18 protein-coding genes are annotated in these 20,625 nt (G+C 59.7%); 3 read left to right on the top strand and 15 right to left on the bottom strand.

The window, feature by feature from the left end:
* Window positions 1-5 precede the first annotated feature (5 nt).
* Genes A8C75_RS17765 through A8C75_RS17775 form a run of 3 tightly spaced genes read right to left on the bottom strand, consistent with a single transcriptional unit; the run spans window position 6 to window position 2,865 of the window.
* Window positions 6-1,286 (bottom strand): TRAP transporter large permease, encoded by a 1,281-nt coding sequence (locus A8C75_RS17765; protein ID WP_067385473.1) that lies wholly within the window; start codon window positions 1,284-1,286, stop codon window positions 6-8.
* Window positions 1,286-1,831 (bottom strand): TRAP transporter small permease, encoded by a 546-nt coding sequence (locus A8C75_RS17770; protein ID WP_067385475.1) that lies wholly within the window; start codon window positions 1,829-1,831, stop codon window positions 1,286-1,288. The genes A8C75_RS17765 and A8C75_RS17770 overlap by 1 nt, the downstream gene beginning before the upstream one ends.
* On the bottom strand, window positions 1,831-2,865 hold the full coding sequence (locus tag A8C75_RS17775; protein WP_227819958.1) for a TRAP transporter substrate-binding protein: 1,035 nt from the start codon (window positions 2,863-2,865) through the stop codon (window positions 1,831-1,833). The genes A8C75_RS17770 and A8C75_RS17775 overlap by 1 nt, the downstream gene beginning before the upstream one ends.
* Window positions 2,866-3,902: 1,037 nt before the next feature.
* On the opposite strand from A8C75_RS17775, the gene A8C75_RS17780 reads away from it, so the two are divergent.
* Window positions 3,903-4,592: a GntR family transcriptional regulator gene (locus A8C75_RS17780; RefSeq protein WP_067385477.1), complete on the top strand. Its 690-nt coding sequence runs from the start codon at window positions 3,903-3,905 to the stop codon at window positions 4,590-4,592.
* A gap of 287 nt (window positions 4,593-4,879) precedes the next feature.
* Here the strand turns inward: A8C75_RS17780 and A8C75_RS17785 are convergent, their stop codons facing one another.
* Entirely contained in the window at window positions 4,880-5,731 is an 852-nt protein-coding gene (locus tag A8C75_RS17785) for an oxidoreductase (RefSeq protein ID WP_067385479.1), read from the bottom strand.
* A 27-nt stretch (window positions 5,732-5,758) separates the two neighbouring features.
* On the opposite strand from A8C75_RS17785, the gene A8C75_RS17790 reads away from it, so the two are divergent.
* Window positions 5,759-6,349 carry a substrate binding domain-containing protein gene (locus A8C75_RS17790; RefSeq protein WP_157890324.1) on the top strand — a complete coding sequence of 197 codons (591 nt, stop codon included), beginning with the start codon at window positions 5,759-5,761 and terminating at the stop codon, window positions 6,347-6,349.
* Between the two features lie 20 nt (window positions 6,350-6,369).
* Here A8C75_RS17790 and A8C75_RS17795 read toward each other — a convergent pair whose 3' ends face one another.
* From A8C75_RS17795 to A8C75_RS17820, 6 genes are all read right to left on the bottom strand, one after another.
* Window positions 6,370-7,599 carry an ABC transporter substrate-binding protein gene (locus A8C75_RS17795; protein WP_227819959.1) on the bottom strand — a complete coding sequence of 410 codons (1,230 nt, stop codon included), beginning with the start codon at window positions 7,597-7,599 and terminating at the stop codon, window positions 6,370-6,372.
* A gap of 11 nt (window positions 7,600-7,610) precedes the next feature.
* Entirely contained in the window at window positions 7,611-8,621 is a 1,011-nt protein-coding gene (locus tag A8C75_RS17800; protein ID WP_067385485.1) for a CobW family GTP-binding protein, read from the bottom strand.
* The gene (locus A8C75_RS17805; protein ID WP_067385487.1) at window positions 8,618-8,935 is read right to left on the bottom strand and encodes a hypothetical protein; all 318 of its coding nucleotides are present in this window, start codon (window positions 8,933-8,935) and stop codon (window positions 8,618-8,620) included. Before A8C75_RS17805 ends, A8C75_RS17800 begins: the two co-directional genes overlap by 4 nt.
* Before the next feature lie 84 nt (window positions 8,936-9,019).
* Complete coding sequence (locus tag A8C75_RS17810) at window positions 9,020-9,901, bottom strand: polysaccharide deacetylase family protein (RefSeq protein WP_067385489.1); 882 nt, start codon at window positions 9,899-9,901, stop codon at window positions 9,020-9,022.
* 1 nt (window position 9,902) lies between these two features.
* Window positions 9,903-11,294, bottom strand: coding sequence for an amidase family protein (locus tag A8C75_RS17815; RefSeq protein ID WP_067385490.1), 1,392 nt, complete (start codon window positions 11,292-11,294; stop codon window positions 9,903-9,905).
* 94 nt (window positions 11,295-11,388) lie between these two features.
* Window positions 11,389-12,906: an NCS1 family transporter gene (locus A8C75_RS17820; protein WP_067385492.1), complete on the bottom strand. Its 1,518-nt coding sequence runs from the start codon at window positions 12,904-12,906 to the stop codon at window positions 11,389-11,391.
* Window positions 12,907-13,455: 549 nt separating this feature from the next.
* On the opposite strand from A8C75_RS17820, the gene A8C75_RS17825 reads away from it, so the two are divergent.
* The gene (locus A8C75_RS17825) at window positions 13,456-14,457 is read left to right on the top strand and encodes a GntR family transcriptional regulator (RefSeq protein ID WP_067385493.1); all 1,002 of its coding nucleotides are present in this window, start codon (window positions 13,456-13,458) and stop codon (window positions 14,455-14,457) included.
* A 135-nt stretch (window positions 14,458-14,592) separates the two neighbouring features.
* Here the strand turns inward: A8C75_RS17825 and A8C75_RS17830 are convergent, their stop codons facing one another.
* From A8C75_RS17830 to A8C75_RS17850, 5 genes are all read right to left on the bottom strand, one after another.
* The gene (locus A8C75_RS17830) at window positions 14,593-15,891 is read right to left on the bottom strand and encodes a TRAP transporter large permease (protein ID WP_067385494.1); all 1,299 of its coding nucleotides are present in this window, start codon (window positions 15,889-15,891) and stop codon (window positions 14,593-14,595) included.
* A gap of 146 nt (window positions 15,892-16,037) precedes the next feature.
* Window positions 16,038-16,550 carry a TRAP transporter small permease gene (locus A8C75_RS17835; protein ID WP_084784137.1) on the bottom strand — a complete coding sequence of 171 codons (513 nt, stop codon included), beginning with the start codon at window positions 16,548-16,550 and terminating at the stop codon, window positions 16,038-16,040.
* 141 nt (window positions 16,551-16,691) lie between these two features.
* Entirely contained in the window at window positions 16,692-17,729 is a 1,038-nt protein-coding gene (locus A8C75_RS17840; RefSeq protein WP_067385496.1) for a TRAP transporter substrate-binding protein, read from the bottom strand.
* A gap of 65 nt (window positions 17,730-17,794) precedes the next feature.
* Window positions 17,795-19,228, bottom strand: coding sequence for an amidase (locus A8C75_RS17845; protein ID WP_067385498.1), 1,434 nt, complete (start codon window positions 19,226-19,228; stop codon window positions 17,795-17,797).
* Complete coding sequence (locus tag A8C75_RS17850) at window positions 19,228-19,974, bottom strand: aspartate/glutamate racemase family protein (protein WP_067385500.1); 747 nt, start codon at window positions 19,972-19,974, stop codon at window positions 19,228-19,230. The genes A8C75_RS17845 and A8C75_RS17850 overlap by 1 nt, the downstream gene beginning before the upstream one ends.
* Window positions 19,975-20,625: the final 651 nt, after the last annotated feature.

The raw sequence follows: 20,625 nt of genomic DNA on the forward strand, positions 1-20,625 counted from the left end.
TGGGGTTAATAGCCGAGGGCCCTGGGCAGCGCGGTAACGATATCGGGGAAGATCCAGCACAGCCCCAGCACCAGATACTGCAGCACGATAAAGGGCCAGACCGATTTCAGCAGTTCACCGATGGAGATCTTGGAAATACCGCACATCACGAACAGCAGCACGCCCACAGGCGGTGTCATCATGCCCACCACCAGATTCATCACGAACAGGAAGCCGAAGTAGAGCGGATCTATGCCATAGGCCAGTGCTATGGGGGCAAAGAGCGGTGCCAGCATGATGTAGGCCGCGTTCGATTCCAGGAACATCCCCACCACCAGCAGCATGCCCATGACCAGCGCCAGGAATACCATCGGATCGGCGGTAAAGCCCTGAATAAACTGCGACAGATGCAGCGGCAGCAGATCCAGCGTGAAGACGAAGGTTACCGGCTTGGCGAAGGCAATCAGCGCGCCCACCACCGCAGATGTCAGGGCGGCGCGGAACATGCAGCCCGGAATGGCGGCGATTTTCAGCTTACGGGTCACGAACAGGCCCACCAGAAGCGAGTAGATCACGGCGATGGCCGCACCCTCGGTGGCGGTGAAAACCCCGCCGACGATACCGCCGATCACCAGCACCGGCATCAGCAGAATAACCCCGGCACGGCGGCTCTGTAGCAGCACATTGCGCCAGCAGAAGGGCTCGCCGGTGGGCTCATAGCCACTGCGGTACGACATCCAGGTCGCCAGACCCATCATGCCCACGGTCAGCAGAATGCCCGGCACCACACCTGCCATAAAGAGCCCGCCCACCGAAACGCTGGAGCCGGCCATCAGGGCATAAACGATCATGGCGGCACTGGGCGGAATGATAGGCCCCAGGTTCGATGCCGAGGCCACCACGGCGGAGCCGAAACCATTGTCGTAGTGCTTGCGCAGGGACGGCATCATGGTGGTGCCCAGCGCACTGGCACCGGCCACGGCAGCTCCCGTGACCGAGGCCAGACCGAGCCCGGACAGAATGGTCACATGGGCCAGCCCGCCCTGCACCCGCCCCACCACGGCGTTGGCGAAGTCGATCACGCGCTGCATGATCTGGCCGCCCACCATAAATTCGCCCGCCAGCATAAACAGCGGAATCGCCATCAGCGGGAAGGAATTGACCGCGTGCATCATGCTTTGCGGCATCAGTGCCAGATCGATATCACCGAAAACAAAGGCGCCGAGCGCCGAGAAACCCAGCGCAAAGGCCAGCGGCATGCCCAGCAGCGCCAGCACGAAGAATATGCCAATGGATACAACAACCATTATTCATCCCCCCAGACATGGGTGCCCTGCCAGACCAGAAACGCCAGATGCAAAAAGGCGTGGGCCATGGAGATAATCACCGCCACATAGAAGGCCGAAACGCTGAGTTCCACCGTGGGCATCATCTCGCCCCAGGCTTCCCGGGCCACCAGCACCGCCTGCCACAGCACCAGCAGCATCAAGCCGCCGCTGAACGCCAGCATCAGCCGCATCAGGCCTTCGCGGATGCGCGAACCAAACTGGTTGATAAGGATATCGATACCGACGTGAATGCCTTTCTTGATGCCGTGGGGCAAGGCCAGAAAGATCGACCAGACAAAGGCCAGGCGCGACATTTCATCGGCCCAGTCCAGCGAGTCACCAAAGAAGTAGCGCAGCACCACTTGGGCCGTTACCAGCCCCGTCATCAGGGTCATCGTCAGGGCAATGAGCCCGTACGACAGCCCGTCGGCGGCCTTGAGCATCTGCTGATAGCGCCGGACCAGCGGGGAGACCGCTACGGCCTCCTCCGCCACCGGGGCTCCGTCAAGAACCCGGTCCGTCATTACTGCACTTCCGCCAGTACGGCATCAATCACATCAGAGCCGATACGTTCCTTCAGCGCCTCGATCACAGGTGCAGTACGCTCACGCATCTGCTGACGCAGCTCGGGGGAAACCTGAACCAGCTCCATATTGGACGCCACCAGTTTGTCCCGCGCGGCGCTATCCTCTTCAGCTGCCTTGGCCCGCTGCCAGGCAACGGCTTCGCCCATGGTATCGCGCAGGGCCTGCTGTTCCGCCGGATCGAGCTTGTCAAACTTGCGCTTGTTGGCCACTACCACGATAAAGTCGAAGAAATGCGAGGTATCGGTCAGATAGGTCTGTACCTCGTTAAACTTCTGGGTCTCGATCACGCTGTAGGGGTTTTCCTGGCCATCGATCACGCCCTGCTGCAGCGCTGAGTAGACCTCGTTGATGCCCATTGAAACCGGGCTTGCGCCCAAAGCGCGGAAGGTAGAGAGGTGGGTTTCGTTGGGCTGCAGGCGAATCTTGAGACCTTCGAAATCCGCCAGGGTGCGGATCGGATGCTGGCTGTTGGTAACCTGGCGCGACCCCAGTTCCATAAAGCCCAGGGCGACAAAGCCCTTGTCCGCCAGTTTTTCGTTCAGCAGGGTCCCCACAGGGCCATCCACCACCTTGAAGGCTTCGTCACGGTTGGCGTAGACAAAGGGCAGGCTCACCGCTTCCAGTTCCGGCACTATGCGTGACAGGTAGGAGGCGCCCACCCAGGTCATTTCCAGCACGCCGGAGCGCACCTGATCGATATTCTCCTTGGCGCCGCCCAGCTGCATGGCCGGGAAGACGTCCACGGTCAGCGCCCCCTTGGAGACTTCCGGCAGGCGCGCCTTGAACTGCTCCATCGCCACACTGCTGGAATGGGTGCTGGCAAAGTTGCCCGCCAAACGCAGGTTTTTTTCCGCCATGGCGCTGGCCGAGAACAGCGTTGCCGCCACCAGCCCGGTCGCCAATGTCGTGCGGACACAGGCCCGTGCCAGGTTATCCAGTCGGGATGGCGCCTTGTTATTGTTTCGCATCATGTTTCCTCTTGGTTTCCAGCCTATTGCCGCCGATCTTACCGGTCAGAATCCCCCTTCACTTGCTGGGCTCAGGGGGCTCACTGGCCGGATCAATCAGCAGCCACTCTTAAAAATATAATTATGAATTTCTAATTATGAACAATATATACACCAGAGATTTAGAGATGACAAGCCGCCATGCGCTTTTGCGCCGCCTCTCTTTTGCCTGCGCGGCTGGCCTCCTTCGCGGTACTTTTCAGCAACATCCGTGCCTCAACGAATGCGGCTGCGCGCTGGCTGTTGTTATTTGTTATTTGTAATTTGTAGCGAGCATCAGTGTTCTTTTGAGCTGTGCTCCACAGCGGAGCGCTGCGGATGTCGGAAGGAACCTGCGAACCCCCGGGTACCAAGTAGGTCCAGCTGAGTTCGAGCGGGCGATCCAGCTGAGTTCGAGCGGGCGATCCAGCTGTGCCCACGTCTATGGGTCACATCAACCGCTGAGCAGGAGGTTAAAGAAGCCGTCATTCGTTATTCGTCATTCGTCATTCGTAGCTAGCATCAGACTTTGCACCTTTGAACTGTGCTCCACAGCGACGCTGCGGATGTCGGAATTCGCTACGCTCATTACCAACCTACAGGGTTCAGCTTATAACCTGTCTGCCCACTTTTCGGGGCCAGATCCCTTCTTCCCTCGTTCACGATCTGCACCAGAAATGAGCACAGAGGCAAGCACAAAGAATAGAATATATTAATAATTCAATATTTTTAATTCCCATATTATTTTCAAGCTATTGTTATTAAACAATAAAAAACCATAAAAGCGGTGGGCGCACCCCATTGAAGCACAGACAGATTGACCTGCCCCTAAGGCATCACTAGAATCAACATAATTATGAATTAAATATTGTCAGTCATGGTTTCGAGGCGGCGCAGCAACAGATTTTCGCCGCTGGCAAGCCCCAGAGCAGGCTGACAGGAACCGAAAGAGCCCGTTTTCAGGCGCTTTGCCGCCTTTGACCGCGGCCGGTCCGCGCGTCACAGAACAGAGGAAGATAGGCATGAATCAAAGCGTCCGGCTCACACACAGCGTCCGGCGGCGCCTGCTGCACGAGGATGTTGCCGAACATCTGCGGACCATGATCACCGAGGAAACCCTGGCCGAAGGCAGCCGGGTGGATGAGGTGGAGCTGTGTGCCCTGCTGGATATTTCCCGCACGCCGCTGCGCGAAGCGCTCAAGGTGCTGCAAAGCGAAGGCCTGATCAGCATCGAACCCCACCGGGGTGCCCGCGTTACTGCAGTAAGCGAAGCCGAACTCAGCGAGCTGTTTGATGTTCTCAGCGGGCTGGAACGCCTGGCCGCAGAGCTGACCACCCAGCGTGCCAGCGATGCAGAACTTGACACCTTCAGGCTGCTGAATCTGGAGATGGAAGCGCACTACCGTGCCCGCGACCCCCGCGCCTACTTCGCCCTTAACCTGCAGGTACACCAGCAGGTGATAGACCTGTCGGGCAACCGCCAGTTACAGCGAGTACACAGCCTGATTAGCGGCCGTACCCGCCGCGGGCGCTACTTCTCCACCCTGTCGGACGCCCACTGGGATGAATCGGTGCAGGAACACCGGGCGCTGGTCGAGGCACTGCTGGCCCGGGATGGTCTGCGCGCCGGCCGCATTCTGTTTGACCACGTCAACAAGACCGGCGATACCATCCGCAGCATGATGCAGCACCCTGAAACGGCCCGGGCCTGACAGTCGCCAAGGAGCCAGCCGGAAGCTGGAAGCTTAGAGCTGAAGGCTTAAAGCTGAAGGCTTAGAGCTGAAAGCTAAGCGCGTAGCGCTTCGGGTTCAGATACGCAAAAAAATGCCGCAGGCACAGGCCTGCGGCATTTTGCTGTTTATGACCAGAAATCCAGCCTATCCCGCCTATCCCGCCTATCCAGAGTCGGAGGGATTGCCTGAAGTACCAGCCGTGTTTATCAGTTCACAACACAGGCTCAAGGCTGAAAATATCGCCAGGCCGGCTGCTGAGACTGCGTTCAGGCGCTGACCACAGAGGCGCGCTCGGCAAAGTAGCGCTGGGCGTTATCCAGATCTGCCCGCGGTGCCAGCATGGCAAACTCGAACTCGCGCAGCGCGGTGCCGCTGCGTGCACGCAGGACCCAATCGGGGTTGGCCAGTGCCGCCTGGCCTATAGCGCCAAAGATCGCCGCAGCAGCTGCCTCCCCCTCTGGCCAGAGGTGCTGATCGTCGTTTACTTTCTTCTGTGAAATACGTACGCCAATCACGAAGTCTGCGCTTGTCGCCGCGCGCACCGCAGCGATAACCTCAAGGATCAGGCGCACACGATTTTGTGGGGTGCCGCCATAGCCATCGGTACGCTCATTGCTGCCGGCCGACAGAAACTGATCCAGCAGGTAGCCATTGGCGCCATGGACCTCAACACCATCAAAGCCCGCAGCCTGCGCCCGCTGTGCAGCGCCCGCAAAACCCGCAATAGCAGCATCGATATCGGACTGGGTCATTGCCCTGGGGATTGCATAGCCACCCTCGCCATCGTAGAAGCCCATCTGCTGTCCCCGGGGCTTAACCGCCGAAGGGCCCGCCGTGTCGGTATTAAAGCCATTGAACTGTGACAGGGCACCGGCATGCATCAGCTGTGCAATGCTGCGGGCGCCAGCGGCATGCAGCGCCTGGTTAAGCGGCGCCCAGCTTTCAGCCTGTGCCTGGCAGGTCAGCCCCGGCTGGCCCTGGTAACCCTGGCTGTAGACCCGGTCCGTATAAAGGCCCTCGGTAATGATCAGACCAAAACCTCCTTCGGCAAAGCCAAGGTAGTAGTCGATCATCTGGGGGGTGACCAGGCCATCGGCGCCGGCGCTAACGCGGGTCATGGGGGCAAGATCAGAATCAGCATGCCCATGTCGTGGGGACTGAGCCATTTCACCGGCATGGCGACACGCTTTATGCAGCAGTATCCCGATATTGAGCTGGATGCCCAGCTGGGGGATGAGTTCGTCAGTGTGCAGGAGGAGCGCTACGATCTGGTGCTGCGCCTGGCCAGCGAACTGGCCGACAGCTCACTTATCTGCCAGCGGCTGGCGACTTACCAGCATATTGCCTGCGCGGCGCCGGCCTATATCGAACGCCACGGCCAGCCCGCGACACCAACAGACATTGCCCGGCACCGGTGCCTGGTCTTCTGCCGCGGGACCCAGATCTCGCCCTGGCGCTTTAACAGCGGCCAGGTTGTTTATCCGCCAATACGCATGCAATCAAACAACAGCCTGCTGCTGCGTGAGGCATTAGTGGCCGGTGAAGGCATTGCCCTGATTCCCGAATTTCTGGTGACCGAGGACATAAAGCTCGGCCGGCTCGTCCCGGTATTGAGGGAGCACCAGAGCCCACCGCTGCATCTCTATGCGCTGATGGTGAAAATGCCCCACCGGCCTTACCCGCTGCAGCTGTTTCGCCAGTTCCTGCGCCAGCAGCTCAGCCACTCTCCTCGCTAACGCAGCTATTTTTACGGGCTTCAGGCGGACATAAAATCGTTCCAGCGGCGTACCAGATAATTGTGCTCGTCCATCACCGAATTCCAGACCGCCACGCGACTCATGCGATTTTCGTAGCTGCCGCCATCGCGCACTTCCCCCTGGCGAATCATGCGCTCGCCATCAGGCCCGCACAGATCCTCAGATGCGGGCAGGCCCTGGTACCAGTAGGCCCATTCGGCATCCGTCAGCTGTAGCCTGGCCCGGTCAGGATTTGATATGTAGTAGCCCTGGCGGGCAATCACGGCGCCGGCCCAGCCCGACATCCACCAGTTCATGTACTCATAGGCGGCGTCCAGTACCCGGCCACGGGCATGGGTGGATATCGCCATGCCGCCGTACCAGGCACGATAGCCCTCTTTGGGTGCCGCACTCTTGACGTCTATGCCTTTCTTTCTCAGCTCGCCAAAGGCGGGTGACCAAAGGCTCTCGATACCCACATTCCCCAGCGCCATCTGCTCGGCCGCCTGGCCGTAGTTACCCCAAAAGGCCTTGAAGTGGCCCAGCCGTTTGCGCTTGATAAGAATGTCGATCAGGGTATCGATCTCTTCGACCGAGAGGTTGCCGATATCGCTGAACTCGGCCAGCCCGGCGGCCTGAACCGCCAGTGCCGCATCAATCGCGCCAATGGCACTGTCGTTCTGCAAGCCCACCTTGCCACGCCAGCGTTCATCCAGCAGCCATGCCCAGCTTTCCTCCTCCTGCGCCATGCCCCTGGGCAAACGGTCAAGCCGGTAGCCGAAACTGTCGGCGTTATGGGTGACCGGCAACATGCTGATGCGTTCGCTCGGGCGCGCCCCCAGGCTCCCGTCCGGCTGCACGAACAACCGTTGCGCCGGCGTCCCGCCAAGCCCCATGTTGGTGCCGGCAAGCAATCGACCGGTTTTGGGCAGGCTGTTGATCTCGTCCCAGTACAGGATACGGCGGGTGTCGATCGGCTGGATGGCGCGGGCCGGCCAGACAAAGTCGATGTTGTGGAACCACTGGTCATAGACATCGAAGGAATCCGGCGACATCACGCCCACGCGCTGGGCTGCGACGCCATCCAGAATTTTGAATTCTATCTTGATGCCCAGGTCCTGTCGGGCCTGCTGCCGGATCTGCTCCAGCAGGGTCACCGATGTCCCCAGAATGCGTAGCGTTACAGTACTGCGCTTAATGGCAGGCGCTCTGGGTTCAGAGGCCGCTGGCATTAAGTCTGTTGTTGTCATTGGAAAACGTCCTATAGCCGCAGGCCCTGCACAAAAATCGAAAATGATTGCTCTATGGTACGCGCATCCAGCTCCCGGGTAATAAACACCAGGCATGAACGCCGCTTATCGTCGGGCCACTTGGGCAGGTGAACCGGTGCATGCACCAGATGCTGCACGCCCTGAATGGCCACAGGCGCCGCAAATCCCGCAATATTCAGCAGACCTTTAACCCGCAGGATATTTCGGCCGTGCCTATTGAGCAACAGCGAAAGCCAGAGACCAAAGGCGGTCCAGTCGATCTGCTGTCCAAACTCCAGGCAGAATGACTGCGTCTGGCCCAGATGGCTGCCCACAGCTTTGGCCGCCCCGTTAACCGCCGGCGCCAAGCGCACAGACATCGGGCCATCGGTGGCCTGGGTGAGCGGCAGTATCTCGTCTATCGGCAATGCCTGCTCAGTCGCCAGAGTGACAGGCGCCAGCGGGTTCAGCGCCGACAGCTGTGCCAGTACCTGCTGCACCTCGCCCTCGGGCAGCAAATCTGTTTTGGTCAGTATCAAACGGTCTGCAGCACTGAGCTGCTCAATCCACACAGGCTCAGCGCTGTGCGTCGCCAGTGCATTCAGGGCATCGATCACCGTGACAATCCCGCCCAGCCTGAAGTGATGCCGGATTACGGGGTCCGCCGCCAGGGTCGCAACAATGGGCGCCGGTTCAGCCAGCCCCGTTGTCTCCAGCACGACACGCTTGAAGGCAGGGATTTCACCGCGCTGGCGGCGAGAGAACAGATCACGCAGGGCATCCACCAGCTCGCCGCGCACGGTACAGCAGACACAGCCACTTTTGAGCAGCACCGTATTGGGCGCAATTTCACCCAGCAGCAGATGATCCAGCCCCACCTCGCCAAACTCGTTCACCAGTACCGCGGTGTCACCAAATTCCTCGCTGGCCAGCAGCCGTGTCAGCAGCGTGGTTTTGCCACTGCCCAGAAAACCGGTGACAACATGCACCGGTATGACATCAAAATCCGTGACCCCGGTCATGCCGATGCAGCCTGCTGCACATGCCTGAGCAACGCCGGATCCAGCGGGTCCAGACGAACACTGGACAGCGTATCGGCCAGTTGCCACAGCGCTCCAAGATCCGAGACCATTTCCTGCTTGCCCGTCGCGCTGCAAAGGACGTAAGACGCGCCCTGAAAGTCTTCCAGCTTGAGGCGGGAGAAACTCAGAATCCGGTTGGCCTGGGCAATACGGCGAAACCGTTCTCGCCGCCGATACGCAGGATCCGGAGCTACCGCCGTCTTATCAACCGTCCAGTGTTCCTCAATGCCAAAAGTGCCGCATAATCCGCACATAGATACCTCCACTCATCATGAAAGGGCGTGATGCCGAGCACATCACGCCTCCACCTGCGGCAATGTAAGCCGCCGGGCTAATGCTCAGACATTGCGGGGCTGGCGTTTTTTGAAGTCATCCGCAATTTCATCGAAGGTACAAAAGCGCACACCCTCATGGGACTGGATATATTCAATCAGGCGTTCCAGCATCATCAGCACCTGGGGCCGGCCCGACACATCCGGGTGTATCGTCATGGTGAAGGCCGCGTAGTCGTTCTCCCGGTATACCCAGTCGAACTGGTCGCGCCACATGCTTTCAACATCCCGTGGATTGACAAAGCCATGGCTGTTGGGCGCTTTCTTGATGAACATCATCGGCGGCAGATCATCGAGGTACCAGTTGGCGGGGATCTCGATCAGGTCTGTTTCCTCACCCCGTTGCAGCGGTTTCATCCACTCGAGGGGATGTTTGGAGTAGTCGATCTTGGTCCAGGAGTCGCCCACCCGTACGTAGTAGGGATGGAAGTCGTTGTGCATAAGGCTGTGATCGTATTTGATGCCCCGCTCCAGCAACAGCTCATTGGTCACCGGGCTGAACTCCCACCAGGGCGCGACATAACCGGTCGGGCGCTTGCCGCTCAATTCCGTCACCAGCTCAATGCTGCGATCCAGAATCGCTTCTTCCTGTTCCCGCGTCATGGCAATGGGGTTTTCGTGACTGTAGCCATGCAGGCCGATCTCATGACCTGCGGCGGCCACGGCCTTCATCTGTTCGGGAAAGGTCTCAATCGAGTGACCCGGGATAAACCAGGTCGTCTTGAGGTTATAGCGCTCGAACAGCTTGAGCAGTCGCGGGCTACCCACTTCGCCGGCGAAAAGACCGCGGGAGATATCGTCGGGGGAGTCTTCACCACCGTAGGAGCCGAGCCAGCCTGCGACAGCATCAACATCCACCCCAAAAGCGCAGAGAATTTCCTTAGCCATTTTATTTTCCTCGAGATTCATTATTAAGTGCGCGCTCAACACCCAGCGCCATGCGAATTAACCGATCATCCTCACCGGTCGGTAGAGATATCTGCATACTGCTGTGCTGGCCGTCGGCATCAGTACCGGTGGGCAGCGCAAAAGTGGGCAGATCGAGATAGCTGCCAATCATGGTCAGACGCAATGTCGCCAGATTGACCCGTGCAAATACATCGGCGCTGGCTTGCAGTGGCGCCAGCAAAGGCGCGGTATGGGCCACCGTCGGTAACAGCAGCGCCGCCCCGTCCAGTTCCGCCGCCAGCTGTTGCTGCAGCCGAATACGCTGCTGATAAAGTGACACCACCGCCTCCACCGGCATCGAAGCCGCCGCCAGCAGGCGGGCTCTAACCCGGGGGTCCAGCAACGCGGCCTTGTCGCTCTGTAACAGTAGCCGATGCTCGGTGTAGGCTTCAGCGGCCCCCAGCCAGCCGGCACTGGCGATCAGGTCCCGCACCATAGCCACCGACTGCAGCCGGCGTCGCTGCACAATGAAACCCTGCTGCTGCAACTGCGCCACTGCTTTTTCCAGGTTGTCCCGCACCGCAGGCGCCACGCCAGGCTCACCCAGAACCGTCTCGTCCAGAACCGTCTCATCCAGAACAATGCGGCAGGCGCCGGGCAAGGCCGGCTCAGGCAGATCACCCGCCCGGCCGGACATGCAGGCTTCAAACAGCACACAGTCCTGCACCGTTCTGGCGATAGGCCCCAGGCTGTCCAGGGTTTGGGACAACGCAAAGACACCCGCTCGACTGTGCCGGGCGGATGAGGTTTTAAATCCCACCAGCCCATTGAATGCGGCCGGGATCCGTATCGAGCCTGCGGTATCGGTGGCCACCCCAATGGCCGCGCAACCGGTCGCCACGGCCACGGCTGAACCTGAAGACGAGCCCCCCGGTATGCGGGGGGCGCTGGCATCATGGGGGTTGAGCGGCGTACCGAAGTGGGGGTTGAGCCCCAGCCCCGAATAGGCCAGCTCAGTCAGGTTGGTTTTGCCCATTGAAACAACCCCCGCCCCCGCGGCTTGGCGTACCACAGTGGCGTCGGCAGGGGCCGGTTCTGCCTCGGCGAAAATCCGCGACCCTGCGGTGGTGATGGAGCCGCGTATATCGAACAGGTCTTTCCAGGCCACGGGCACACCATCCAGAGGCCCCAGACGGCATCCAGCGCGGGCCCTGAGTCGTGCAGCTTCAGCTTCGGCACGGGCCCTGTCGGCTGTGAGCGATATAAAGACACCGGATGACTCCCGCGCCCGCTGCAAACAGCACTCCAGCAGATCCACCGGATCAAGCTGCAGCGCGGCAATGGAAAGCCCCAGCGCCAGGGCAGAAGGATATTCAGGCAATTGTTGCGTCATGGTCCTGGCTCCTGGGTAAGTGGAAATGCGTAAACCGCACAAAGTGGTAGCCGGGGAGGCAGATCCCGCCCCGGGTTAATGGCGTCAGGAAAGATCAAGCATCCGCTTTCCCGGCCGTCGCTGTCGCAGTCTCACCCGGGGGCCGGCGTACAAACTCGCCATTGCCTTCATGCACCCAGTCCAGACCCACCGAGGTGGCCAGGTAGTTGTCGCTGAAACCGGAGTCGATCTCGGCCTGGGGGTACCTGGGCAGAATCCAGATTTTCATCAGAATCAGGTAAATGACAAAGGCAGCACCGAATCCAACAACATAGGCATAGGTCAGAAAGTAGAGCGCCAGCCCGCCACCCAGAATCCAGGCGATCATGGCCGCCGGGTTCACACCCGCCATAAAGCGGTATTGACCGTCCGCGCTATACAGCGCGGGAACATTCAGTCGACGTCTGCGAACAACGTAGTAATCCGCAACTATGATGCCGCCCACCGCTGACAGCAGCGCACCGTAGTAACCCAGGAAGGTGAACAGGTTATCCAGAATCAGCCAGGGCATGGCCAGGGTTCCGATGATGCCGGCCAGCACAATGCCGTAGGCATAGGACAGGCGCGGAGCCGCTGCGTTAACAAAGGTCAGCGCGGCCGGAATCAGGTTGGCTGAGTTGTTGGTCGACCACTGCGCCAGGATGACCATGACCAGCAGTACGATCAGGCTGGCCCCCTGGCCCTGCTGCTGAATAACCGTCACCGGGTTCCAGTCACCCGCCGCAATAAAGGAGGCGGCGCCAATGAGCGCAATCCAGGCCTGTGTAAAGGGCAGTGCAATAAACTGGGCCACGAACACATTGCGGTTACGGCGCATAAAGCTGCGGGCGCCACTTTGGGTGCGCAGATAGCGGGTCAGGTTCGGAATATCAACGGCCAGCGCCGACCAGAAAGACATATTGGCGATAAAGAGTGCCAGCACAGAGACTTGCCCGGTGCCCTGGAAGGTCCAGATATTCAGCCCCTGGGCCACAGCAAGGTTATCCAGCATAAAATACATCCACACCGAAATGCCGATAATGGCTGGCGCGGCAATACTGGCCAGCACCTCAACAGCCCGGATACCCATTGCCGTATTGATGACCTGCACAATCGCGAAGGCGGCATACCAGACAAACCAGTTATTGAAGCCTGTCAGGTACTCAACGATGCCATTCAGCGCCAGGGCCCCCAGGTACGTCTGAATACCAAACCAGAGCGCAGCAACAATACCGCGGGACACCGCCGGCAGATGGGTGCCAAAAACACCAAAGGGCGCCCTCAGGTACACAGCAAACGACAGCCCGTGTTCGGTGCCAATATCTGCCGTCAGGGTCATTACGATGCCCAGCGCCATATTGGCGAGCAGGATAGTGATGATCACGGTACTGAGCGGCAGGCCCGAGACCCCGCCGGCCCCGAGCTGAAAGGTGGCGATGATTACCGCCATGCCAACCCACATCGCAATAAACCCAAAGAAACCTATGGTTCTTTGGTCAAACCGGACGGGAAGTATCGACTTCTCGAGCAGGTGGCTTTTGCCTTCGGCCGCCAGGTCCGGACTTTGCCCGATTACATTAGTTACGCCAGTCATAACACTTTCTCCGCGTTGTAATTGTTATTGCTTCTACCCTCAAGCTCTCTTGCCGGGACCGGAACAGGCGTCGCACAGCGGGACAAGACAAGCAGATACCAACAAACCTAATATAAACGTACATTGAATTCAACATACGTTTATATGATCATGAAAATACATCAGGCTTCCAGCCGGCACCGCCCTCAAGTGAGCAACCGCCGTCAGACCCGTCAATCACCCAAAGTACGGCCCGCATCCGCCATAAGCCGGTCATCCGCCAGCCAGACCCCAGACAGAGTCCTTGCTGGCTGGGGTTGAAGAACATTCATCCATCCATCCTGGTGCCCAAGCCGTGAAGTCCGCAACGCCGACCTGTACACTGCACGGGTTAGCGGCCCCGGGGCATAGAACCCCGACCTCGCCGGCGAGAAAGCAACAGGCTTAGACGCATCCGTCAGCGGCTAAAAGCCGACACAAATAATGTCTTTTTTATGTAATGACCGTAAAAAATAAAATTCAGCGCGACGGGGACAGGACCCAATGGCCCATAGCAGGCGAGAAGACGATATGAAAAAGCCAGACAAGGACGGCTCCACCCGCCCCCGCTACATGACAATCCGGGACAGCCTGCGCACGTCCCTGAATCAGGGGCGCATTACGCCTGGCCTGGTCTTGCTTGAAGAGCCCATCGCCCAGGTATTCGGCACCAGCCGCGCACCGGTTAGGCGCGCGCTCGAGCTGCTGCACGACGAAGGACTCATATGCCGGTTTGAAGGCCGAGGCTATCTTGCGACCCGGCAAGACGCGCCTGTGGAGCCTGTGCGCCTCACCCTGTCGGAGACATCCCTGGGGCTGGATCAGGCAACAACGGCCGTCGATACCCGCCCGTCTGCAGATCGTATTTTTGCCCAGGTCGAAGAGGCCGTCGCAACCTGTATCGCCTTCGGCCATTTCCGGATATATGAAACCGAGCTTAGCGAACACTTTGGTGTCAGCCGCACCATTGCCCGCGAAGTTTTGAGCCGGCTCAGAGACCGCGGATTGATAGAAAAAAACCCGCATTCAAACTGGGTAGCAGGCCCGCTGACCGCCAGAGCCGTGGCAGAGGATTACGCCATACGCGCCCTGCTGGAGCCCGCGGCACTGAAGGAATCAGCACCCTACCTGGATCACGACACGCTCCTGGCCATGCGTGAAAGACTCGAACGCCTGATGGCAGGCCCTCAAGCACCCACAACCAGCGCCATCGCCCTAATCGAGGCAGACCTGCATGAGCGCTGCCTTGAGCACGCCAAAAATCGCAAGGCAGCTGCCATCATTCGCCAAAGCCAGTTACCCATAATGGTGAACCGAATTTTTTTCAATACCCTGGGTGCCACCTGCCAGGAGCCCATCTTCATGGAACACAAACTGGTGCTGGATCACCTGCTGCACAATGCCATAGACGCCGCAGCAGCAAGCCTGGAGGCCCACCTCAGGTCCGCTGCTGAGCGCACCAAACGCCGCCTAAAAGTGCTGTCGGTCTTTCCCGAACCGGATTTACCGCGTTACCTGGTCCGCATTGCCTGACAGGCGACAACATCAACAAGCCGGATACACTGAAGCCCATCGCCCAGCTTTGCTGCAGCCAAACGAAGAACGCCCCCGGCCAGAACCGGGGGCGTTGAGTGAAGCGCCCTTAACGATGGATTGGATTGCGCTCGGCTAACCGACCAGGGACGGCAACCACATGGAGATGGGTTTAACGTAGGTCACCAGCAGTATCACGATCACCTCGCAGATAACAAAGGGTATCGCGAAGCGCGCCGCCGTGGCGAAGGGCACCTTGCCGAGCTGCGAGGCCAGGAAGAGCCCCACACCCACAGGCGGTGTCAGATGCGCCATGGACAGATTCACCGTCAGCACCGCACCGAAATGCACCAGATCAAAGCCAATCGCCAGCAGAGTGGGCTTGAACAGCGGCACCAGCAGGTACATGGCGGCAATGGGCTCAAGGAAGGCCCCGGACACGATCAGCACCAGGTTGAAGAACAGCAGAATCAGAATGGCGTTACCGCCGCTGATATCCAGAATATAGTCGTTCAGCATGGTAGCCAGGCCCTGGGTCTGCATCACCCAGCCATAGACCGCCGAGGTCGCAATCAGCAGCACTATCACGCCTATGGTACGGCCGGACTCGAAGATCACATCGGGCAGCTGGGCAAAGGTAATCTGCTTGTACACAAAACGATCAACCAGGAACAGATAGACCACGGCCACCGCCGCCGCTTCAGTCGCGGTGAAGATGCCGGTATAGATACCGCCCAGGATAATCACCGGCGCCATCAGGCCCCAGAAGGCATCCTTGAAGGCGGCAAAAAATGTCGCCAGGTTACGCTCCTCTACATCCGCGCCCTTGTAGCCCCGCTTCTTGGATATAAAGAGTACATAGCCGCCCAGGATCAGCAGCATGGTCAGGCCCGGCCCGACACCGGCGGCGAACAGTTTGGGGATCGAGGTTTCGGTAATAACGCCATAGATGATAAAGCCGATGCTCGGCGGTATGACCACGCCAAAGGTGCAGCCGGCGGCGACCACCGCCACGGCAAAACCACGGTCATAGCCGCGCTCCACCATGGGTCCGACCAGAAAGCTCAGCGCCGCCACTGTAGCGATGTTGGAGCCGGACATTGAGCCCAGCATAGCGCCTGTGACCAGCACCGTGAGTGCAAGACCGCCCGGCAAGGGCCCAAGCATCATCTCGGCCAGGCGCACCAGCTTGATGGCGATGCCGGTACGGGTAATCAGGTTGCCGGCAATAATGAACAGCGGCGTTGCCAGCAACGGGAAGGAATCCAGCGAGCCGGAGAAGATATAGGGCACCACGCTCAGCGGCGCGATCTCAAACACCACAAAGGCCATCAGGCCAGCAAGGCCGATGGATACAAAAACAGGGACGTTCAGGGCCAGAAAGCCGAAGAACACCATCAGGCCGATAATGGCCGGGTTAGTCAGTAACTGCATAATTCAATCACTCGCAAGCTGCGGCTTGTCGGCTCTATTGTCCCTTCAACAGGATTAAAGAACCGGCCCGTGCAGACGCTCATCTAGACAACAGATCGGCTTGTCGATCCGATAGGATTCAAGAGCCAGCCCCTGCAGACAACACATCATTCATGTTCATCCACAAACGGTTTGTCGACTCGGTAGGCGCCCAGAATAAGACCTTGAATCGTGCGCAGGAAGGCCAGCGAAAACGCCATGAACATGCCGCCGTTGATTACCCAGACAGGGATGCCGGTGGTCATGCTGGACTGGCCGCTGGCCAGGGCCCGCAGGGTGGTGCCGTAACTGAGCCAGGCCAGAAAACCGATAAACACCAGCATGCAGATGCCGACAATGACCTCGGTCACGCGCTGCCAGGCCGGTGGCAGCTTGTCGACCAGCAGCGGAATGCCGCCATGCTGGCCGGTCTTGCAGGCCGCAGCGGCACCAAACAGGGCCCCCAACAGGAACATGTAGCGGGCCAGCTCCTCCGACCAGGCAATGGAGTAGTGGAAAAAGAAGCGCGACAGCACCCCCATGAAGATCAGCACGACAATAGACCCGCAGAGCGTGACGACCGTAAATTTTTCCAGCCTGTCGAGCCAGCTGGTAGCTTTTGCAGCGACATATTTCATCATCAGTCTCCAGTGGATGCGCCTAGCAGCCTGTCGGACTTAACGCTAATCTACTGCGGAAAAGCCGACAGGCTGCTAGCCATACCGGAAGGAACGCAGCCTGATAGGCGGGCATTGCTCGCCTGTCGGGCTCAGCACGGCGCCTCAGTTAAGCGCCTGTACCTGCGCCTCGACTTCGCTAACCAGTTCAGCCCCAACCTTCTCCTTGAAGGTGGCATAGACAGGCGCCACCTTGGCCTTGAAGCCCGCCAGCGCCTCGGCGGACGGGGTATGGATCTTGACGCCAGCCTCTTCCATCACCTTGGCCAGATCCGCCTCTTCGCTGGCGGCCACCTCACGCTGATAGATCATCGCATCCTTGGCGGCCTGGCCCACCAGCGTCTGGTCTTCGGCCGACAGACGGCTCCAGAACACATTGCTGGCCAGCATGCCGATGGCTTCGAAGGAATAATTCACCATGGCAATGTTCTTGCTGACCTCATAGAAGCGCGATGAATAGATCAGCGGAATCGGAGAAATACCGCCATCGATGGCGCCGGCCTGGAGCGCGGTAAACACCTCGGCAAAGCTCATGGCCACCGGCACCGAGCCGATGGCAGACCAGGAGTCGAGGTACAGCTCCAATCCCGGCGTGCGGATCTTCACGCCGCTGATATCATCCACGGTCTCGATCGGGCCTGGGTTGGTATAGAGCTGAAAGAAGCTGCCGGACCCCCAGGCCAGGGTGCGAATCCCCTGGGATTCGAGTTTTGCCGAGAGCTTGTCGCCCACCGGGCCATCCATCACCGCCATGGCCGCATCCGTATCGGGGAAAATCCAGGGCATGGATACCACCACAAAGTCCGGATTCAGCTGGCTCAGCCAGGGGGTCGATTTCATGATGATATCGATGGCGCCGGCCTGGGCCATTTCCAGCTCCACGCGGTCGTTGCCACTGACCAGGGTACCGTTGGCATAGACTTCAACCTTGTGTTTGGCGCCGCTGCGCTCCTCAACCAGCTCCTTGAACTTGTTGGCCGCCTTCACCCAGTTGGACGAATCCGACACTGTGGTGCTCAGACGAATGGTCGCAGCGCTGGCGGAACCCGCGGCACAGAGAGCACCGGCGGTGATCACCGCCGCCGCCAGCAGGCTTTTCACACGAGACGGTTTAAAACCTGGCTGTTTCAGAGTTACGTTCATGGTGTTACTCCTGTTGCGTTCAGTGTAGATGGCGCAGGCCATCGGGTTCTTCGTTAGCACTTACGTCAGCCGAAAGGCCATTTGGGCGCGGCTAAGGCATGGCCCAGCGCCGCTTCTATTAGGCTGCCAAGCGCCAGTGCTCTGGCATCCTGAAAACGTGGCACGATAATCTGCGCCCCCATCGGCAGGCCGTTGCTGGCCAGGCCACAGGGCACCGAAAGGGCGGCATGGAAACTGTGATTGATGATCGGCGTAAAGACCGCGTGACTGCGGGGCGATACCGCCTGGCCGTCAATGGTTTTGGGGCCAAGCTCAGTAAAGGGCCAGGCGGTACAGGGCGTGGTGGGCGTAAGCACCGCATCGCAGTGCTCGAACAGCTGGGCCAGTGAGCGCTGCAGCTGCGCCCGGTCAAAATACGCCGCCGCCACCGCAGCCCCCGACAGCCCCATGCCCTGCTCTATCTGGGCACCTATATCAGCATCGAACTGATCGGGATTCTGGCGCCACTGCTCACCGTAGAGCGCAGCGAGTCCAGCAAACTGCAAGGTGGCAAAGGCCGCTTCGCCGGCACCGGGCGGCCAGACAGGATCGCGTTCTTCCACGATGGCGCCGGCATCACGCAGCAGCACCGCCACCTGCTGTATCGCCGCCGCAACCTCCGGCTCTACCGGTACATCGAGCCCAAAGCGCGGGCTCAGGGCGATGCGCAGCCCCTTTACCGATACCAGAGCCGCCGCCGCGTTATAGGCAGGAAGACCGGCAGGCGCATCAGAATCCCTGGCATCAGCGCCGGCCAGCACCGGCAGCAGCAGGTTCAGATCCGCCACCGAGCGGCTCATCAGGCCGATGACACCATTGCCAAACAGCGGTTCCTGAAAACCCACCGGGTGCGCAATCAGACCTGCCGAAGGCTTGAACCCCACCACGCCCGTATGGGAGGCCGGGCGGCGCGTGGAGCCACCGCCATCGGTACAGAGCGCGAAAGGCCCGAGGCCCGCCGCCACCGCCGCCGCCGCCCCGCCGGAAGAACCCCCAGGCGTCATATCGAGATTCCAGGGGTTACGGGTCGGACCGTAGAGTTTATTGGTGGTCACGCCCTTGCAGGCAAATTCCGAGCTGTTGCTGTGACCGAGGATCAGCGCGCCGGCCCGACGCAGGCGTTCAACCGCCACGGCATCGGCAGGCGCCACAAAGCCGGCGAACAACCGGGAGCCCTGAGTGGCCTTTTGCCCCTGTACCCAGATAGTGTCCTTGACGCTAAAGGGCACACCGAGCAAGGGTGCTGGCTGCCCCGAGCGCTGCAATGCTTCAAGCGCTGGCAACTGGCTAAGGACCGCCTGGGCATCGAAACGAATCAGCGCATTTATCTGCGGGTTACGCTCGTTCACAGCTGCGATAAAGGCCTCGGCCACCTCAGCCAGGCTGAGCTCCCCCCGGGCGATGACCGCCGCAAGGCTCGCGGCATCCAGCGCTGGCAGACTCTGGGCAAGGTTACTCATCAGCTGCGGTGCTCGATGCGAGCGGCCAGGGCCGCACTGAGCCCCGTCGTGTCCTTGGCGCCGGGACGGCAATAGGTGCCGGTTTCCGGCGCTTTGAGATTGAGGCTAACCAGTGCCTCAATCTGCTTGATGGCCGCCGCGCAGCAATCAATCATCGGCACAGGAACGCGGTGGCGGATACGATCCGCCAGCCCCGACAGCGGTGCACCGGCCAGTACTATCACATCAGCACCGTTTTCCCGCACCGCCGCCAGCGCCAGTTCCGCCAGCAGGTCTTCCTTTTCATCCCGCACCGCCCCTATGGAATTGAACGGCTGATCCAGCATGCGGATGGCGCAGCAGCGATCCTGCAGCTGATTCCACTCGACACATTCCTGGTACCAGGCGCCCAGGGCGGTGGAAAAAGTCACTATGGCGAACTTTTTACCCAGCATGCAGGCGGTCAGCATGCCGGCCTCCGCCAGACCAACGATGGGGATATCGAACAGCTCCCGCGCCGCCCCCAGCCCAGGGTCTCCGAAGGCCGCCAGAATGGCACCGTCCACCTGATCATGTTGCTGCGCCAGAATCTCCAGCGCAGCGCTGGCGCCAATCACCGCTTCAGCCCGGTTGGCGATATAGGGCACACCGAAGGCTCCGGTGGCAGGTACGATCTCGGTCCCCACTGCGGCATAGCGTGTTGCCACTTCAGTAAGCTGAGTGGTGAGAACTTCCGAGGTATTGGGGTTGAGCAAAAGGATTTTCATAGGCGCCCCTTTAGCGGGTGTTTTTCATGATACTGCCACCATATAATTCATAATTCAATATTTTTAGTTATGAGTTATAGAGCTAAGGCTATGCATTTTTTGCCAGTACCCAACGAAATTTCCTGCCACACCCGGGATGCGGCGCAACTAAGTCCATCACCCGATGAGTTCATTACTCTGCCCATTGCCGTGCTGCGCCCAACCGACCCAGCCACACCCGCGGCATGACCGCCAGGGATGGCGGAAATCCTGAAAACGCAGGAGCACTTTTCAGGGGACCGCCAGGGATGGCGGAAATCCTGAAAACGCAGGAGCAATTTTCAGGAACCGTACTTCCTGTACATCGCCGCTCTCGCGCATCCATGCGCCCGCGGCGTACCGCACTTCCTGTACATAAAAAAAGGCCCGCATTACTGCGGGCCGAGGAGGTGCGAACTTGTTATTTGCAATATATGCGGTCTTGAATCAGGCCCGCTGTGCGGCCGGAACAGCGGCGCCGCGCATCAGCAGCCAGTGAATAGCGCCACCCAGCAGCGCCCCAATGACCCAGCCGTAGCGCCAGCACCGCACCCAGACCATCCAGCACCGACGTAGCGAACTTGAGCCATCATCCCCGACCGTTCTGCCCCAACGCGATTGAAAGCGTGATGA

It is taken from the genome of Marinobacterium aestuarii (assembly GCF_001651805.1).
In the GTDB taxonomy this organism is placed as follows: domain Bacteria; phylum Pseudomonadota; class Gammaproteobacteria; order Pseudomonadales; family Balneatricaceae; genus Marinobacterium_A; species Marinobacterium_A aestuarii.

Excerpts from the sequence above, each read along its gene's own strand:
- A8C75_RS17765 (WP_067385473.1), bottom strand. The coding sequence starts at position 1,286 with ATGGTTGTTGTATCCATTGGCATATTCTTCGTGCTGGCGCTGCTGGGC.
- A8C75_RS17770 (WP_067385475.1), bottom strand. The coding sequence starts at position 1,831 with ATGACGGACCGGGTTCTTGACGGAGCCCCGGTGGCGGAGGAGGCCGTA.
- A8C75_RS17775 (WP_227819958.1), bottom strand. The coding sequence starts at position 2,865 with ATGATGCGAAACAATAACAAGGCGCCATCCCGACTGGATAACCTGGCA.
- A8C75_RS17780 (WP_067385477.1), top strand. The coding sequence starts at position 3,903 with ATGAATCAAAGCGTCCGGCTCACACACAGCGTCCGGCGGCGCCTGCTG.
- A8C75_RS17785 (WP_067385479.1), bottom strand. The coding sequence starts at position 5,731 with ATGACCCGCGTTAGCGCCGGCGCCGATGGCCTGGTCACCCCCCAGATG.
- A8C75_RS17790 (WP_157890324.1), top strand. The coding sequence starts at position 5,759 with ATGTCGTGGGGACTGAGCCATTTCACCGGCATGGCGACACGCTTTATG.
- A8C75_RS17795 (WP_227819959.1), bottom strand. The coding sequence starts at position 7,599 with ATGACAACAACAGACTTAATGCCAGCGGCCTCTGAACCCAGAGCGCCT.
- A8C75_RS17800 (WP_067385485.1), bottom strand. The coding sequence starts at position 8,621 with ATGACCGGGGTCACGGATTTTGATGTCATACCGGTGCATGTTGTCACC.
- A8C75_RS17805 (WP_067385487.1), bottom strand. The coding sequence starts at position 8,935 with ATGTGCGGATTATGCGGCACTTTTGGCATTGAGGAACACTGGACGGTT.
- A8C75_RS17810 (WP_067385489.1), bottom strand. The coding sequence starts at position 9,901 with ATGGCTAAGGAAATTCTCTGCGCTTTTGGGGTGGATGTTGATGCTGTC.
- A8C75_RS17815 (WP_067385490.1), bottom strand. The coding sequence starts at position 11,294 with ATGACGCAACAATTGCCTGAATATCCTTCTGCCCTGGCGCTGGGGCTT.
- A8C75_RS17820 (WP_067385492.1), bottom strand. The coding sequence starts at position 12,906 with ATGACTGGCGTAACTAATGTAATCGGGCAAAGTCCGGACCTGGCGGCC.
- A8C75_RS17825 (WP_067385493.1), top strand. The coding sequence starts at position 13,456 with ATGAAAAAGCCAGACAAGGACGGCTCCACCCGCCCCCGCTACATGACA.
- A8C75_RS17830 (WP_067385494.1), bottom strand. The coding sequence starts at position 15,891 with ATGCAGTTACTGACTAACCCGGCCATTATCGGCCTGATGGTGTTCTTC.
- A8C75_RS17835 (WP_084784137.1), bottom strand. The coding sequence starts at position 16,550 with ATGATGAAATATGTCGCTGCAAAAGCTACCAGCTGGCTCGACAGGCTG.
- A8C75_RS17840 (WP_067385496.1), bottom strand. The coding sequence starts at position 17,729 with ATGAACGTAACTCTGAAACAGCCAGGTTTTAAACCGTCTCGTGTGAAA.
- A8C75_RS17845 (WP_067385498.1), bottom strand. The coding sequence starts at position 19,228 with ATGAGTAACCTTGCCCAGAGTCTGCCAGCGCTGGATGCCGCGAGCCTT.
- A8C75_RS17850 (WP_067385500.1), bottom strand. The coding sequence starts at position 19,974 with ATGAAAATCCTTTTGCTCAACCCCAATACCTCGGAAGTTCTCACCACT.